Here is a 14,927-nt window from a genome sequence, read left to right as displayed (position 1 = left end):
GCGAGCGAACTCGCCGAAAAGGGGCGTCACGCCACGCGTTCCAGGGGTAAAGGCCGAGTTCCGGGCGGGTTACCGGCGGTTGTCCCCACGTCTTCGCACACTCCTCGCGAGGGGTGGGTGGCGGGGGAGCGGGTTGACGCGGAAAACTGGCGGACCCGCCGGGATACGGCCCGGCTCGGTGGAACGTGATGGGGGCGGACATGTCCATGCCGAAGGGATCGAACACCCCGGTGCCGACGACGGCGCTGCGGGTGGAGCTGGGCTGGCGATCCGGCCCCGGAGTACCCGACGCGGACGCCTCGGCCCTGCTCCTGGTGGGCGGGAAGGTCCGCTCCGACGCGGACTTCGTCTTCTACAACCAGCCGTCGCACTCCTCCGGCGCGGTCCGTCACGAGGGCAAGCGGGAGGCCGGCGGCAAGGTGACCGACAGCCTGCTCGTCGACCTCGCGCGCGTGGAGCCCGCGATCGAGACCGTCATCCTCGCGGCCTCCTCCGACGGCGGATCGTTCGGGCGGGTCCCCGAGCTGTACATCGAGGTCCGCGACGCCACGCGGAACACCGTGGCGGCCCGCTTCGACAACCCGGGCGCGACCGTGGAGACCGCCTTCGTGCTCGGCGAGTTCTACCGGCGCCAGGGCGCCTGGAAGTTCCGGGCCGTCGGCCAGGGGTACGACAGCGGGCTGGAGGGCCTGGCCACGGACTACGGCATCTCGGTGGACGAACCGCAGCAGGCACCGCCGGCCGCCCCGCCGGCCCCGGCGGTCACCGCGCCGCCCCCGGCACCCCCGGCCCCTCCCGTGGCGCGGCCGGCCGCCGCCCCGCCGTCCCCGCCGGCCGCACCCCCCGCCGAGCCGGTCCGGCTGACCAAGGTCACACTCACCAAGGCGGCACCCTCCGTCTCCCTGACCAAGCAGGGCGGCACCTCCGGCGCCCTGCGGGTCAACCTCAACTGGCAGGTGCGCAAGCAGTTCTCCGGCTGGGCCCGCAAACTGGGCCGCCCGGTCGCCCTCCACGACGACCTCGACCTCGACCTGTGCTGCCTGTACGAACTCACCGACGGCAGCAAGGGCGTCGTGCAGGCCCTCGGCAACGCCTTCGGCGCCCTGCACCAGCCGCCGTTCATCCACCTCGACGGCGACGACCGCACCGGCGCCGTGGCGAGCGGCGAGAACCTCACGGTCAACCTCGACCACAAGCAGTACTTCCGGCGCGTCCTCGTCTTCGTGACCATCTACGAGGGGGCCCGCTCCTTCGCGGACCTGCATGCCACGGTCACCCTCCAGCCGCAGTACGGCGCCCCGATCGACTTCTCGCTCGACGAGTGCACGGTCCCCTCGACCGTCTGCGCCCTCGCCCTGATCACCAGCACCGGCAGCGACCTGGTCGTCCAGCGCGAGGCCCGCTACCTGGTGCCCGAACGCGGCGTGAGCCCGCAACGCACGGTCGACCACGCCTACGGGTGGGGCATGAACTGGACCCCCGGCCGGAAGTGAGCCGCGGCCCGCGGCGTGTCAGCCCTCGTCCGGCACGGCCTCAGGACGTGCGTAGGTGCGGCCCTTCCAGGCCGCGCCGCGCCCCCTGTAGTGCTGCACCGCCGAGTCGACCGTCATCAGCAGGTACAGGAGCGCCGTGAACGGCAGCAGGGGAGCGAGCCACCCGGGCTGCCGGTAGTAGCGCAGCATCGGTACGTAGGTGCCCGCCATCACCAGCCACGCCGCGGCGCCGAGGAGGACCCCCGCCGCGGCCCCCGTCACCGCGCCCACCACCACGGACACGGGCGGCACCAGGTACACGAGCGCCAGGCCGGCCACCGTCCCGGCCAGGAGCGGCGGGCTGTGCCGCAGTTGCGCGTACGCGCTGCGCGAGACCATCCGCCACAGGTCGTGCAGGCGCGGATAGGGGCGCACGCTGTCCACCCGGTCCGCCAGCCCCAGCCAGACGCGGCCGCCGCAGCCCTTGACGGCCCGGGCGAGGGCCACGTCGTCGATCACGGCGTGCCGGATGGCGTCCGGGATCCGCGCCCGCTCGGCCGCCTCGGCGCGCAGCAGCACGCAGCCGCCCGCCGCGGCGGCCGTCCCCGTTCCCCGCCTCCCGCCGCTCTTCTCCCCGCCCGCCCTCCCGCCCCGCTGCGCGCGCTCCCTGGAGATCCACCGGAACGGGTACAGCTGCGCGAAGAAGTACACGAAGGCCGGCACCACGAGCCGCTCCCACCCGCTGTCCACGCGCAGCCGGGCCATCTGCGAGACGACGTCGAAGCCGCCCGTGCGGGCCGCCGCCACCAGCCGACGCAGACTGTCCGGGGCGTGCGCGATGTCGGCGTCCGTCAACAGCAGGTACTCGGGCTCGCGCCCACGGGCCAGGCCGATGCCGTGCCGCACCGCCCACAGCTTGCCCGTCCAGCCGGCCGGCGGTTCCCCCGGCGAGGCCACCGTGAGCGGCAGCCCTCCGTGCCCGCGGGCCAGCTCGCACGCCAGCCCGCCCGTCCCGTCCGTGCTGCCGTCGTCGATCAGGAAGACCTCCGCCCGCCCGGGGTAGTCCTGGCCGAGCAGCGACGGCAGGCCCGCACCCAGTACGGCCGCCTCGTCGCGCGCCGGGACGACGACGCACACCGCGGGCCAGTCGGCGGGCTCGCGCAGCTCAGGCAGTCTGACGTCCGTACGCCAGAAGAAGCCCCGGGCGAACAGCAGCCACAGCCAGACGGCGAGGGAGAGGGCGGGAACGACGGTCACGGCGGAGGTCCACACATCGGCGCTCACGTGCGCAGTCTGCCCCACGACAGGGGCCCGGAGCGGACCATCGTCTATGGTGGCCGGGTGAAGATCGCGCTCATGGACTCCGGAATCGGTCTGCTGGCGGCCACCGCCGCGGTACGGCGCCTGCGACCGGACGCCGATCTCATCCTCTCCCTCGACCCCGACGGCATGCCCTGGGGCCCGCGTACCCCCGAGGACCTGACCGGTCGCGCCCTCGCCGTCGCCGAGGCCGCCGCCGCGCACCGTCCGGACGCCCTGATCGTCGGCTGCAACACCGCCACCGTGCACGCGCTGCCCGCGCTGCGCGCCCGATTCGAACCCGCACTGCCGGTCATCGGCACCGTGCCGGCGATCAAACCCGCCGCGGCGGGCGGCGGGCCCGTGGCGATCTGGGCGACGCCCGCCACCACCGGCAGCCCGTACCAGCGCGATCTCATCGAGAGGTTCGGCGGCGAAGCGACGGTCACCGAAGTGCCGTGTCCGGGGCTCGCCGACGCCGTCGAGCACGCGGACGAGGCCGCGATCACCGCGGCCGTCGCCGCGGCGGCCGCCCTCACCCCCGGCGACGTGACGACCGTCGTCCTGGGCTGCACCCACTACGAACTGGTCGCCGAACGCATCCGCGCCGCCGTGCAGCGCCCCGGGGCCCCGCGCCTCGTCCTGCACGGCTCCGCCGGTGCGGTCGCGGCACAGGCCCTGCGCCGGATCGGTGTCCGTCCCGATCCCGGAGCCCCGGCCGAGGGCACCCTCACCGTGCTGCTGAGCGGACGCGAGGGCGCGCTGCCCGCGGCCGCGCTGACGTACGACGAGGGCCGGCTCCTGCGTACGGTGACCCCCGCGCGCTGACCGGCGGGCACGCCCGGTCGGCCCAGTCACCCTGCGCGACCGAGTACCCGCGCAGCGAAACCTGAGTAACCTCATAGCCATGAGGCATCGCCACGGCGAGACCATCCCCCCACCGGACGTCTGGACCGGACGCGCCACCAACCGGATCCAGTGGTTCCTGGCACTCATCGGCGCCGCCAGTGTGGCGTTCGGCATCGCGCTGGCCGTCGAGTCGGCCTGGGAGTCCGGCGTCGCCCCGCTGGCCATGGCCGTCGTCGGCTGCATCGCGGCGGGGCTGCTGGTGCTCTTCGGGACGCTGGCCTTCGTCCACGTCGCGCTGAGGGTCGACGAGGAGTGCCTGGAGGTGCGCTGCGGCCACATCGGTGTGCCTCGTCGCCGCATCCCCCTCTCCCACGTGGTGGGAGCGGAGTTCGCCCCGCACGTCACCCCGCGTCACTGGGGCGGCTGGGGATACCGCTGGCGGCCCGAGAAGGGCACCGCGGTCGTCGTGCGGCGCGGGGAGGGCGTGGTCCTGCGCCTGGGGGACGGCCACACCTTCACGATCACCGTGGACGACGCGGAGGCGGCCGTCCAGGTCATCAAGAACCGGCTGCGTCCGAAGGCCCCCGGCCCGCCCGCCGAGCGCGCACCGTAGGGCACCGCGCCGGACAGCGCGTCCGGCCCGGTCACGGGGCCACCGCGCTGTCGGCGGCGCGCTCACCCGCCGTACACTCCGGGGGGTGACAGCCACCGCAACATCCGTCGGCGAGCCGGACCGGACGCAGCCGCGGACCACGCCCGTCTCGCGCGTCGCCGCCCGGCTCCCGCGTCTCCTCCCGGCCGCCGCCGCCGCACTCGCCGGAGTGCTGCTCTACGTCAGCTTCCCGCCGCGCGACCTGTGGTGGCTGGCCCTGCCGGCCTTCGCCGTCTTCGGCCGAGTCCTGCGCGGGCGGGGCTGGAAGGCCGGCCTGGGACTCGGTTACCTCTTCGGTCTGGGCTTCCTGCTGCCGCTGCTGGTGTGGACCGGTGTGGAGGTGGGCCCCGGCCCCTGGCTCGCCCTGGCCGTGATCGAGGCGGTCTTCCTCGCGCTGGTCGGAGCGGGCGTCGCCGCGGTGTCCAAGCTCCCCGGGTGGCCGGTGTGGGCCGCCGCGCTGTGGACCGCCGGAGAGGCCGCACGCGCGCGGGTGCCCTTCGAGGGCTTCCCCTGGGGCAAGGTCGCCTTCGGGCAGGCGGACGGCGTGTTCCTGCCGCTCGCCGCGGTCGGCGGCACCCCGGTACTCGGGTTCGCGGTCGTGCTGTGCGGCTTCGGTCTCGCGGAGGCGGCGCGGCTGGCGGTGCGGGCGCGCCGCACCCGCGAGGTACGGCGCGGCGCGGCCGCGGTGGCCCTGCTCGGCGTGGCCGTGCCCGTCGTGGGCGCCGTGGCGGCCCATCCCCTGGTCGGCGACGAGGCGGAGGACGGCACCGCGACCGTCGCCGTGATCCAGGGCAACGTGCCGCGAGCCGGCCTCGACTTCAACGCCCAGCGGCGGGCCGTCCTGGACCACCACGCGCGCGAGACGGAGCGTCTGGCCGCCGAGGTCAGGGCGGGGAAGGTCGACCGGCCCGATCTGGTGCTCTGGCCGGAGAACTCCTCGGACATCGACCCGTTCGCCAACGCCGACGCCCGCGCGGTCATCGACCGGGCCGTCAAGGCGATCGGCGCGCCCGTCTCGGTCGGGGGCGTCGTGGAACGCGACGGCGAACTGCTCAACGAGCAGATCCTGTGGGACCCGGACAAGGGTCCCGTCGACACCTACGACAAGCGGCAGATCCAGCCGTTCGGCGAGTACCTGCCGCTGCGCTCGCTCATCGGAGCGATCAACGACGACTGGACCTCGATGGTCAGCCAGGACTTCAGCCGGGGCACCGAGCCGGGGGTGTTCACCATGGCCGGCACCAAGGTGGGGCTCGTCACCTGCTACGAGGCCGCCTTCGACTGGGCCGTGCGCTCCGAGGTCCTCGACGGCGCCCGGATGATCTCCGTACCCAGCAACAACGCGACGTTCGACCGTAGCGAGATGACCTACCAGCAGCTCGCCATGTCCCGTGTCCGCGCGGTCGAGCACAGCCGGACCGTCACCGTGCCGGTGACCAGCGGCGTCAGCGCGATCATCATGCCGGACGGGAGGATCACGCAGCGGACCGGCATGTTCGTGGCGGACTCCCTGGTCCAGGAGGTGCCCCTGCGCTCCTCCCAGACACCCGCGACCCGGCTCGGCGTGGCGCCCGAGATCGCCCTGGTGCTGGTCGCGGCCGGCGGACTCGGCTGGGCCGTCGGCGCCGGTGTGCGCGGGCGGCGCGCCCGTGGCGTGTAGCCGTACGCCGACCGCACGCCCCGCGACGGCACCGGGTGTGTCGCTCGAGCCCCGTTAGGGTCGGGGGCATGGCTACTCCCGACTTCCTCCTCGCACTGCGCGCCACCGCCGGGCATCAGCTGCTGTGGCTCCCCGGCGTCACCGCCGTCGTCTTCGACGACGAGGGCCGGGTCCTGCTCGGCCGACGGTCCGACAACGGGCGGTGGTCGCTCATCGGCGGCATCCCCGACCCGGGGGAGCAGCCCGCCGCCTGCGCCGTGCGCGAGGTGGAGGAGGAGACCGCCGTCCGGTGTGCCGTGGAGCGACTGGTCCTCGTCCAGGCACTGAACCCGGTCACGTACGACAACGGGGACGTCTGCCAGTTCATGGACATCACGTTCCGCTGCCGGGCCGTGGGCGGTGAAGCCCGTGTCAACGACGACGAGTCGCTGGAGGTGGGCTGGTTCGCGGTGGACGCCCTGCCTGACCTGGGGACGTTCGGGCAGCTCCGCGTCAAGCAGGCGCTGTCCGACGCCCCCACATGGTTCGAGACCACTGACTGCCTCTGAACTATGGGGCGTGCCCACATGGGGCGCGAGGGGGACGCTCCCTAGGGTCAGGACATGACCTCGCCCAGTGTCCTCCCGGCCCCCCACGCCTCCTCGCTCGACCTCGGTGGGCGTACCGCCCTCGTCACCGGCGCCGCCGGCGGCATCGGCCGTGCCTGCGCGCTGCGGCTGGCCGCGGCCGGGGCCGAGGTCAGAGCGGTCGACCGGGACGCCGGTGGTCTGGAGGCGCTCGCCGAGAGCTGTGCGGACCTCCCGGGCAGTGTGCGGACCCAGGTTCTGGACCTGACCGACCTGGACGCCGCCGAACGCGCCGCCGCCGGCACGGACGTCCTCGTCAACAACGCCGGGCTGCAGCTGGTCCGGCCCATCGAGGAGTTCCCGCCCGACGTCTTCCACACCGTGCTCACCGTGATGCTGGAGGCCCCCTTCCGCCTCATCCGCGGCGCCCTGCCCCACATGTACGCGCAGGGCTGGGGGCGCATCGTCAACATCTCCTCCGTCCACGGACTGCGCGCCTCGGCCTACAAGGCGGCCTACGTGTCCGCCAAGCACGGACTGGAGGGCCTGTCCAAGACCGCCGCCCTCGAAGGCGCCGCCCACGGGGTCACCTCGAACTGCGTGAACCCCTCCTACGTGCGCACCCCGCTGGTGGAGAAGCAGATCACCGACCAGGCCCGGGCGCACGACATCCCCGAGGAGCGGGTGCTGACCGACGTGATGCTGCGGGACAGCGCGTTGCGCCGCCTCATCGAACCGGAGGAGGTCGCCGAGGCCGTGGCCTACCTGTGCGGTCCGCAGGCGTCCTTCGTCACCGGCACCTCGCTCGTCCTGGACGGCGGCTGGACCGCGCACTGAGCAGCGTGGCGCTCCGCGCCCCCGGCACCCCTGTGGACAACCCGGCCCACCCGTGCCGGGTTGTCCACAGGGCTGCCGGGACGACCGGGCGATGGGGAATCCTGTGAGCATGTCCCGCGATCACGTGCAGTCCGCCGAGCGCTCCGCCCACGATGCCGGAGCGCCGGCCGGCGACGCCGTGGACCTGAGGCCCGCCACCGTCGAGACCCCCTTCCTGGACTTGCTGGCCCGGGGCGCCTCCGCGGACGCCTACGAGCAGCCGGTGCTGCTCGCCCGCGCCGAGGGGGGACCGGCGGAGCGACTCGCCGCGCTCGAACAGGCCAAGCGCCTCGCGCTGCGCGTGCGCTCGGAGCTGGAGGGCCGCCGGCGCCGCGAGGCCGAGCTGTCCGCGCTGTTCGAGACCGCCCACGACCTGGCCGGACTGCGCGACCTGGACGCCGTACTGCGCGCGATCGTGCAGCGGGCCCGCTCGCTGCTCGGCACCGACGTCGCCTACCTCAGCCTCAACGACCCGGCCCGCGGGGACACCTACATGCGGGTCACCGAGGGCTCGGTGGCGGCCCGCTTCCAGCAGCTGCGGCTCGGCATGGGCGAGGGGCTCGGCGGCCTCGTCGCCCAGACCGCCCGCCCCTACGTCACCGACGACTACTTCAAGGACGCCCGTTTCCAGCACACCCGCACCATCGACGCGGGGGTCAGCGACGAGGGCCTGGTCGCGATCCTGGGCGTGCCCCTCATGCTCGGCCGCCACGTCATCGGTGTGCTGTTCGCCGCGGACCGGCGGGCCCGGGTCTTCGAGCGCGAGCAGATCGCCCTGCTGGGCTCCTTCGCCGCCCTCGCGGCGGCCGCCATCGACACCGCGAACCTGCTCGCCGAGACCCGCTCGGCCCTCGCGGACCTGGAGCGGGCCAACGAGATCATCCAGGACCGCAGCGGCGTCATCGAGCGCGCCTCCGACGTCCACGACCGGCTCGCCGAACTGGTCCTGCGCGGCGGCGGTGTCCACGACGTGGCCGCCGCCGTCTCCCAGGTGCTGGACGGCACGGTCGAGTTCGCCGAGGCCGCCGCGGCACCGGCGCACGCCCTGGAGGCGTCCCGCGCCGAGGGACACGCGGTGCCCCACGAGGCGGACTGGATCGCCGCCGTCGCCGCCGGCGACGAACTGCTCGGCGCTCTCGTCCTGCGCGGTCACCCGGGGCTCGACCCCGTCGACCAGCGCACCCTGGAGCGCGCCGCGATGGTCACCTCCCTCCTGCTGCTCGCCCGTCGCTCCGCCGCCGAGGCCGAGCAGCGCGTCCGCGGCGAACTGCTGGACGACCTGCTCGACGCCCGCGACCGCGACCCCCGCCTCCTGGGCGACCGCGCCCGACGGCTGCGGGCGGACCTGGACGCCACACACGTCGTGCTCGCCGCCCGCCTCGACGCCACCGCGCCCGACGCCGACCAGGAGGCGGAGGCGCGCAGACGCCTGTGGGCCGCCGCCTCCCACCTCGCCGCGACCCGCCACGGCCTGGCCGCCGCCCGGGACGGCGGCACCGTGCTGCTGCTGCCCCTCACGTCCGGGGACGGCGCCACCGACCTGGCCCGCCGTACCGCCCGGCATCTCGGCACGGCCGTCCACGAGGCGGTCACGGTCGGCGCCTCGGCCCCCGTGGAGGACCTCGCCGCCCGTCCCGACGCGGTGGCCACCGCGTACACCGAGGCGAGACGCTGCCTCGACGCCCTGCGGCTGCTGGGCCGCTCCGGCGACGGCGCCGCGGCCGAGGACTTCGGGTTCCTGGGGCTGCTGCTGGCCGGCGACCAGGACGTCACGGGTTTCGTCGAGCGCACCGTCGGCCAGGTCGTCGCCTACGACGCGCGCCGCGGCACCGAACTCCTGCGCACCCTGGACGCCTACTTCGCCTGCGGCATGAGCCCCGCCCGCACCAAGGACGAACTGCACGTGCACGTGAACACGGTCGCCCAGCGCCTGGAACGCGTCGGCCGCCTCCTGGGCGAGGACTGGCAGAGCCCCGAGCGCGCACTGGAGATCCAACTGGCCCTCCGGCTGCACCGGTTGTCGGCGCCGGCACGCCACTGACCCCCGCACGCACGGGCGTACGGGGGCCGGCTCCGGGACGGGTCAGAGACTGCGTGCACCCGGTGCGCGCGATGCGGCGGCCTCCGTCTCCTCGCCGATCCCGCCCCCGTCCCCGTCCCTGGGGGAGGGCACGACCTCGGCGAGGTCGCGGTGGCGGGTCTCCTTGGCCACCCCCACGGCGATCAGCGTCAGCACCACCGAGGCGATGACGTAGAGGGAGATCGGGGTGGAGCTGTCGTACTCGCTGAGCAGCGCGGTGGCGATCAGCGGCGCGGGGGCACCGGCGGCCACCGAGGCGAACTGCGCGCCGATGGAGGCACCCGAGTACCGCATCCGGGTCGCGAACATCTCCGAGAAGAAGGCCGCCTGGGGCGCGTACATCGCGCCGTGCAGCACCAGGCCCACGGTGACCGCGAGGAGCAGACTGCCGAAGCCGCCGCTGTCGATCAGCATGAAGAACGGGAACATCCACAGTCCGACCCCGGCCGCGCCCAGCAGGTACACGGGGCGCCGGCCGATCCGGTCCGACAGCGCGCCCCAGGCGGGGATGACCGCGAAGTGCACGGCCGAGGCGATGAGCACCGCGTTGAGCGCGGTCTGCTTGGACACGTCGGCAGCGGTCGTGGCGTAGACGAGGATGAAGGCCGTGATGACGTAGTAGCTGATGTTCTCCGCCATCCGCGCGCCCATCGCGATCAGGACGTCGCGCCAGTGGTGCCGCATCACGGCGACCAGCGGGAGCGGTTCGGTCTCGGCCTCGGCCTTGCGCGTCTCCGCCTGCGCCAACGCCTGCTTGAAGACGGGCGATTCGTCGACGGAGAGTCGAATCCACAGGCCGACCATCACCAGGACGCCGGAGAGCAGGAACGGTATCCGCCAGCCCCAGCTGTTGAACGCGGCGTCGGACAGCACGGCCGTCAGCAGCGACAGCACGCCGGTCGCCAGCAGCTGGCCCGCCGGCGCACCGGTCTGCGGCCAGGAGGCCCAGAACCCGCGCCGCCGCGCGTCCCCGTGCTCCGACACCAGCAGTACCGCCCCGCCCCACTCACCGCCGAGGGCGAAGCCCTGGACCAGCCGCAGCACGGTCAGCAGCACGGGAGCGGCCGTGCCGATGGTGGCGTGCGTGGGCAGCAGCCCGATCGCGAAGGTCGCCCCGCCCATCATCAGCAGGCTGAGCACCAGCAGCTTCTTGCGCCCGAGCCGGTCGCCGTAGTGCCCGAAGACCAGGGCGCCCAGCGGACGCGCCGCGAATCCGACGGCGTAGGTCAGGAACGACAGGAGCGTGCCGACCAGCGGGTCGGAGTCCGGGAAGAACAGCTTGTTGAAGACGAGGGCGGCGGCGGAACCGTAGAGGAAGAAGTCGTACCACTCGATGGTGGTGCCGATGAGGGACGCGGCGACGATGCGCTTGAGGTTGTTCGGAGCTGGTGGGGCGGTTGCGGGCGACGACATCGGCACCACTTCCTGGGGATCTGCGGGGACGGTTGCGTGTCGCCATACCGTAGGAACCCGCAGGTCAGACGCACATGTGGCGGGGCAACATAGTTCGAGAGACGGCTATGCGCGTGGCCACCATGCCGACCCGTGCTGGTGGGGTGCTGACCAGAATCCCGAGTGAGCCCTGATGTTGCCGAGCGCTTCCCACCGGCTTCACGGTCCGCCGGTGGGTGACTCGATCGACGCGATCCTGCGGAGGATGTCCACGGCCTGCTGCCGCTGGTCGCCGGGGAGCGAGTCGAGGAGCTGCTCGTTGATCTCCTCGGCGGGGCCGATCAGTGAGTCGAGGAGGTCGCCTCCCTCGTCGGTGAGGCTGAGCAGGGTGCGTCGGCGGTCCTCCTCGTCGCGCACCTGGCTGACGTAGTGCTGATCGGTCAGGCGGCGGACGATGTGGTTGACCGTGGAGCGGTCCAGCGAGGTGAGGCGCGCGAGCGTGCGCTGGTCGATCCCGGGGTCCCGGCTGAGGGCGTTGAGGACGGCGAACTGCTGGGAGGTGATCTCCTGGGACACGTGCCGGTACCACAGAGCGGTGTGCACCTGTTCCGCGCGCCGGATCAGGTGCCCGACGTAGTTGTGCAGTTCCAGTGCGCGCGCCACAGTGTTCCGTCCGTCTGCCGCCGAAGGTGGTGCCGGCCGGGTGGACGGCCGGTGTGAGGGAGTCTACGAGGGTCCGGCACCACCCGGCCGTGCGGTCAGCGGTCGCGACGGCCGGGGCGCCGCTCGTAGGGGGTGGCACGGGAGCCGTCGACCCCCACCTCCAGGCGGCCGACCTTCTCGATGTCCAGGACGACGCGGTCACCGTGGGCCAGCGGACCGACTCCGGCCGGTGTTCCGGTCGCGATCACGTCGCCCGGGTGCAGCGTCATGACGGAGGAGGTGTAGGCGATCAGCTCCCGGACGCCGAAGATCAGGTCGGCGGTGTTGGTGCGCTGCCGGGTGGTGCCGCCGACGTCGCAGCGCAGGTCGAGGGTGTCGGGGTCCGGGATCTCGTCGGCGGTGACGACCCAGGGGCCCAGGGGCGTGAAGGTGTCGAAGGACTTGCGGGTGGAGCGGTCCTCGCCGGAGCGGACGGTGATGTCCAGGACGCAGGTGTAGCCGAAGACGTGGCCCAGGGCGTCGTCCGCGCTGACGTGCGCAGCGGTACGGCCGATGACGACGCCCAGCTCGCCCTCCTGATCGGTGCGCTTGTCGGAGTAGGGCAGCAGGATGTCCTCGCCGGGTCCGATGACGGAGGAGTTCGCCTTGAGGAAGACGCCGAGGTCCGCGACCGACGTGGTGTACTCCATCTCGGCCTTGTGGTCGAGGTAGTTGACCGGTGCGCCGATGATCTTCCCGGGGAGGGGGAGCGGAGCCTGGAGGGCCGCTTCGGCCAGCGGGGTCCGGGGCCGGCCGGCGAGGTCGAACCGGACCGCCTCCCCGCGGGCGGTGGTCTCGATGTACCGCTGCACCGCGCCGGCCGGGCCGGCGGTGCCGGCTCCGGTGAGCTGGTCGGTCACGTCGACGAGGTCGTCGCCGTCGACGACGCCGAGGCGTCCCTTGTCGAACAGGGCCAGTCGCATGGTGGCTTCCTTGTGGGTGTCGGAGGGGAGCGGTCAGGCGCCGGGGTCGGCGTCTTCCGAGCGGTAGAGGCCGAGGGAACGCATCACCGGCTCGTCGCTGTAGGAGAAGAGAACGGCGTCCGCGGCGGTCGAGGTGTTGACGTGGCGGTAGGAGGCCCAGCCGGGGACCGCGAAGGAGTCGTGCTCGGACCACTCGAGCCGTTCGCCGTCGACGATGGTGGCCCCCTCGCCGCGGACGACGTTGAAGACGGTGGAGGCCGTGTGGCGGCGGCCGGCGCCCTGGAAGCCGGGGCGCAGTCGCTGGACGCGGCAGCCGATGGTGGGCATGACCGGGCCGCCGGTCCAGGGGTTGGTGTACTCCAGGACGACGCCGTCGACGTCGCTGCCGTCGGCCGTGTCGGCGATGGCGTCCAGGGCTCGCTCGGTCTCCTGCCAGGTGTAGCGGGTGACGGGGGAGTGGGGGCCGTCCTGGGAGAGCCAGGCGGGGGTGAGCCGGCCGTGCAGGAACTGGCGGCTGCCGGCGTCGTCGGGCTTGGTCACCGGCTGGAGCCGCTGCGGGTACTGCTGGTAGAAGCCCGCCTCCAGGGCGTTGACCAGGGGGTGGTCCAGTGCGTCGAGCCAGATCATCGGCGCGTCGCCCTCGTGGGTGTGGTCGTGCCAGTGCCAGCCAGGGGTGAGCAGCAGGTCACCGGGGGCCATGAAGACCCGCTCGCCGTCGACGGTGGTCCACGCACCGTCGCCCTCGAGGATGAAGCGGAAGGCGTTGGAGGTGTGCCGGTGGGCCTGCGCGGTCTCCCCGGGCAGGATGATCTGCAGCCCCGCGTAGAGGGTGTTGACCGTGGCCGGGGGATCGGTGAGGCCGGGATTGACGAGCATCAGCACCCGGCGCTCGGCCTCCTCCAGGGACAGGGTCCGGGAGAAGTGCAGAAGATGCGGGCGCAGTGCGCGCCAGCTCCAGCGGTAGGGCACCGCGCGGCTCTTGGGCTGGGCGGGGAACAGGTTGCCGTAGAAGCGCCACAGCGGGGCGGCGCCCAGGCCCTCCAGGGCCTTGTAGGCGAGGTCGTCGGTCGTCACGGTCTTCTCCTTCGCGGGGTCGCGGGCCGGGTCACGGTGCGGGAACAGGGGCGGGGGCCGGGGTCCACACCCAGGAGATGTCGTCGAACGCCTCGGGGCCGCGGGACGCCAGGAGCATGTTGCGCAGGGTGGCTCCCATGCCCTCCAGGTGGCAGATCTCGCCGAAACGGCGGGCGTTGGTCTGGATGCGGGCCGCCCGCGCACGGCGCCGGTCGGCGTACGCGGTGAAGGCGTCCGCGGGGTCCGCGCACCGGCCGAGCGCCTCGCCGAGCGCCACGGCGTCCTCGAGCGCCTGGCAGGCGCCCTGCGCGAGGTACTGGAGCATGGGGTGGGCGGCGTCGCCGAGGAGGGCGATCCGGCCGTGCACCCAGGAGTCGACCGGGGCGCGGTCGAACAGCGGCCAGCGCCGGTCGCGGGAGACGAGGGGCAGGGCATCGCGCACGGCGTCGCAGGAGCCGCCGAAGCGCTCCTCCAGTTCGGCCTCGGTGCCCCAGTCGTCGGAGTCGGGCGTGTAGCGGTCGCTCTCGAACACGGCGACCTGGTTGTACAGTTCACCGCGTCGCACCGGGTACTGCACGAGGTGCATGCGCGGTCCGGCCCAGACCATCACCGCCTCCGAGGCGGCGTGCTGGGACATCCGGCCGGTCATCCTCGCGGTGGGCAGGGCGCCGCGGAAGGCGACGTAGCGGGAGCAGACCGGTTCCCCGTCGCCCACCAGTGCCCGGCGCAGCCGGGAGTGCAGTCCGTCCGCGGCGACGACCGCGTCGGCGGTCAGCCCGGCGTGGGCCTCCGCGAAGTGCAGGTGAACGCCTGAGCCGTCCTGGTCGGCCTCGGTGACGGTGTGTCCGGTGTGCAGGGTGACGGCCGGATGCTCCCGGCAGGCGGCCAGCAACGCGGCGTGCAGGTCGGTGCGGTGGGTGACCAGGTAGGGGTGCGCGAAGCGGTCGGTGTAGGCCGCGCCGCGCAGGTCGAGGGCGGTGATCTCCTCCCCGGTGAGGGCGTCCATCATCACCAGCCGGGGCGGCGCCACGGCGGTGTGCCGGACGGCGGACAGCACGCCGAGTTCGTCGAGGGCGAGGGAGGCGTTCGGGGCGAGTTGCAGTCCGGCCCCGATCTCGGCGAACCGGGCGGCTCGCTCCACGAGCGTCACGCGGTGGCCGGCGCGGGCGGTGGCCAGCGCGGCGGCCAGTCCGCCGATGCCGCCGCCGACCACGGCGATGTGGAGTGGAGAGGTGGTGACGGGCACTTGGCCTCCTTGAGGCGGCACGGGAGGGCACCGGGGGCGGAGGCGGGCGGGGCCGACCCCCAAAATGATCCGTACATCAATCATTGGTGTACGGATCATATTGCGAGGGTGTTCCCTCCGTGTCAATGGTCGGTCG

Annotated in this window: 13 protein-coding genes; 7 read left to right on the top strand and 6 right to left on the bottom strand. The window is 73.4% G+C overall.

The features are described from left to right. Positions 1 to 206: 206 nt before the first annotated feature. Positions 207 to 1,493 carry a TerD family protein gene (locus SAM23877_RS05015; protein WP_053142174.1) on the top strand — a complete coding sequence of 429 codons (1,287 nt, stop codon included), beginning with the start codon at positions 207 to 209 and terminating at the stop codon, positions 1,491 to 1,493. 18 nt (positions 1,494 to 1,511) lie between these two features. On the opposite strand, the gene SAM23877_RS05010 is transcribed toward SAM23877_RS05015, so the two are convergent. Next, positions 1,512 to 2,756 carry a glycosyltransferase gene (locus SAM23877_RS05010; RefSeq protein ID WP_079030638.1) on the bottom strand — a complete coding sequence of 415 codons (1,245 nt, stop codon included), beginning with the start codon at positions 2,754 to 2,756 and terminating at the stop codon, positions 1,512 to 1,514. 57 nt (positions 2,757 to 2,813) lie between these two features. Between SAM23877_RS05010 and SAM23877_RS05005 the strand changes: the two genes are divergently transcribed. From SAM23877_RS05005 to SAM23877_RS04980, 6 genes are all read left to right on the top strand, one after another. Further along, a complete protein-coding gene (locus SAM23877_RS05005; protein ID WP_174532193.1) occupies positions 2,814 to 3,599 on the top strand; it encodes a glutamate racemase in 786 nt (261 codons plus the stop codon). 79 nt (positions 3,600 to 3,678) lie between these two features. After that, entirely contained in the window at positions 3,679 to 4,233 is a 555-nt protein-coding gene (locus SAM23877_RS05000; RefSeq protein ID WP_053127272.1) for a hypothetical protein, read from the top strand. An 85-nt stretch (positions 4,234 to 4,318) separates the two neighbouring features. Continuing rightward, entirely contained in the window at positions 4,319 to 5,932 is a 1,614-nt protein-coding gene (gene lnt, locus SAM23877_RS04995; protein WP_053127269.1) for an apolipoprotein N-acyltransferase, read from the top strand. A gap of 68 nt (positions 5,933 to 6,000) precedes the next feature. Further along, complete coding sequence (locus SAM23877_RS04990) at positions 6,001 to 6,480, top strand: NUDIX hydrolase (protein WP_053127267.1); 480 nt, start codon at positions 6,001 to 6,003, stop codon at positions 6,478 to 6,480. 54 nt (positions 6,481 to 6,534) lie between these two features. Beyond that, positions 6,535 to 7,335, top strand: coding sequence for a 3-hydroxybutyrate dehydrogenase (locus SAM23877_RS04985; protein WP_053127265.1), 801 nt, complete (start codon positions 6,535 to 6,537; stop codon positions 7,333 to 7,335). A gap of 109 nt (positions 7,336 to 7,444) precedes the next feature. Continuing rightward, complete coding sequence (locus SAM23877_RS04980; protein ID WP_053127263.1) at positions 7,445 to 9,415, top strand: helix-turn-helix domain-containing protein; 1,971 nt, start codon at positions 7,445 to 7,447, stop codon at positions 9,413 to 9,415. A gap of 42 nt (positions 9,416 to 9,457) precedes the next feature. Here the strand turns inward: SAM23877_RS04980 and SAM23877_RS04975 are convergent, their stop codons facing one another. From SAM23877_RS04975 to SAM23877_RS04955, 5 genes are all read right to left on the bottom strand, one after another. Further along, positions 9,458 to 10,867 carry an MFS transporter gene (locus SAM23877_RS04975; protein WP_053127261.1) on the bottom strand — a complete coding sequence of 470 codons (1,410 nt, stop codon included), beginning with the start codon at positions 10,865 to 10,867 and terminating at the stop codon, positions 9,458 to 9,460. 198 nt (positions 10,868 to 11,065) lie between these two features. Continuing rightward, entirely contained in the window at positions 11,066 to 11,509 is a 444-nt protein-coding gene (locus tag SAM23877_RS04970; RefSeq protein WP_053127259.1) for a MarR family winged helix-turn-helix transcriptional regulator, read from the bottom strand. Between the two features lie 95 nt (positions 11,510 to 11,604). Further along, complete coding sequence (locus SAM23877_RS04965) at positions 11,605 to 12,471, bottom strand: fumarylacetoacetate hydrolase family protein (protein ID WP_053127257.1); 867 nt, start codon at positions 12,469 to 12,471, stop codon at positions 11,605 to 11,607. Between the two features lie 33 nt (positions 12,472 to 12,504). After that, a complete protein-coding gene (locus SAM23877_RS04960; protein WP_053127255.1) occupies positions 12,505 to 13,545 on the bottom strand; it encodes a cupin domain-containing protein in 1,041 nt (346 codons plus the stop codon). Positions 13,546 to 13,576: 31 nt separating this feature from the next. Beyond that, on the bottom strand, positions 13,577 to 14,791 hold the full coding sequence (locus SAM23877_RS04955) for an FAD-dependent monooxygenase (protein ID WP_053127253.1): 1,215 nt from the start codon (positions 14,789 to 14,791) through the stop codon (positions 13,577 to 13,579). Between the last annotated feature and the right edge of the window lie 136 nt (positions 14,792 to 14,927).

The organism is Streptomyces ambofaciens ATCC 23877 (assembly GCF_001267885.1).
Taxonomy (GTDB): Bacteria; Actinomycetota; Actinomycetes; order Streptomycetales; family Streptomycetaceae; genus Streptomyces; species Streptomyces ambofaciens.
The sequence above is the reverse complement of the archived record's forward strand: the minus strand, read 5'-3'. Positions and strand labels throughout refer to the sequence as shown.

What these genes read in the sequence shown, in the direction of transcription:
- SAM23877_RS05015 (WP_053142174.1), top strand. Translation starts at nt 207, where the DNA reads ATGCCGAAGGGATCGAACACCCCGGTGCCGACGACGGCGCTGCGGGTG.
- SAM23877_RS05000 (WP_053127272.1), top strand. Translation starts at nt 3,679, where the DNA reads ATGAGGCATCGCCACGGCGAGACCATCCCCCCACCGGACGTCTGGACC.
- SAM23877_RS04990 (WP_053127267.1), top strand. Translation starts at nt 6,001, where the DNA reads ATGGCTACTCCCGACTTCCTCCTCGCACTGCGCGCCACCGCCGGGCAT.
- SAM23877_RS04985 (WP_053127265.1), top strand. Translation starts at nt 6,535, where the DNA reads ATGACCTCGCCCAGTGTCCTCCCGGCCCCCCACGCCTCCTCGCTCGAC.
- SAM23877_RS04980 (WP_053127263.1), top strand. Translation starts at nt 7,445, where the DNA reads ATGTCCCGCGATCACGTGCAGTCCGCCGAGCGCTCCGCCCACGATGCC.
- SAM23877_RS04975 (WP_053127261.1), bottom strand. Translation starts at nt 10,867, where the DNA reads ATGTCGTCGCCCGCAACCGCCCCACCAGCTCCGAACAACCTCAAGCGC.
- SAM23877_RS04965 (WP_053127257.1), bottom strand. Translation starts at nt 12,471, where the DNA reads ATGCGACTGGCCCTGTTCGACAAGGGACGCCTCGGCGTCGTCGACGGC.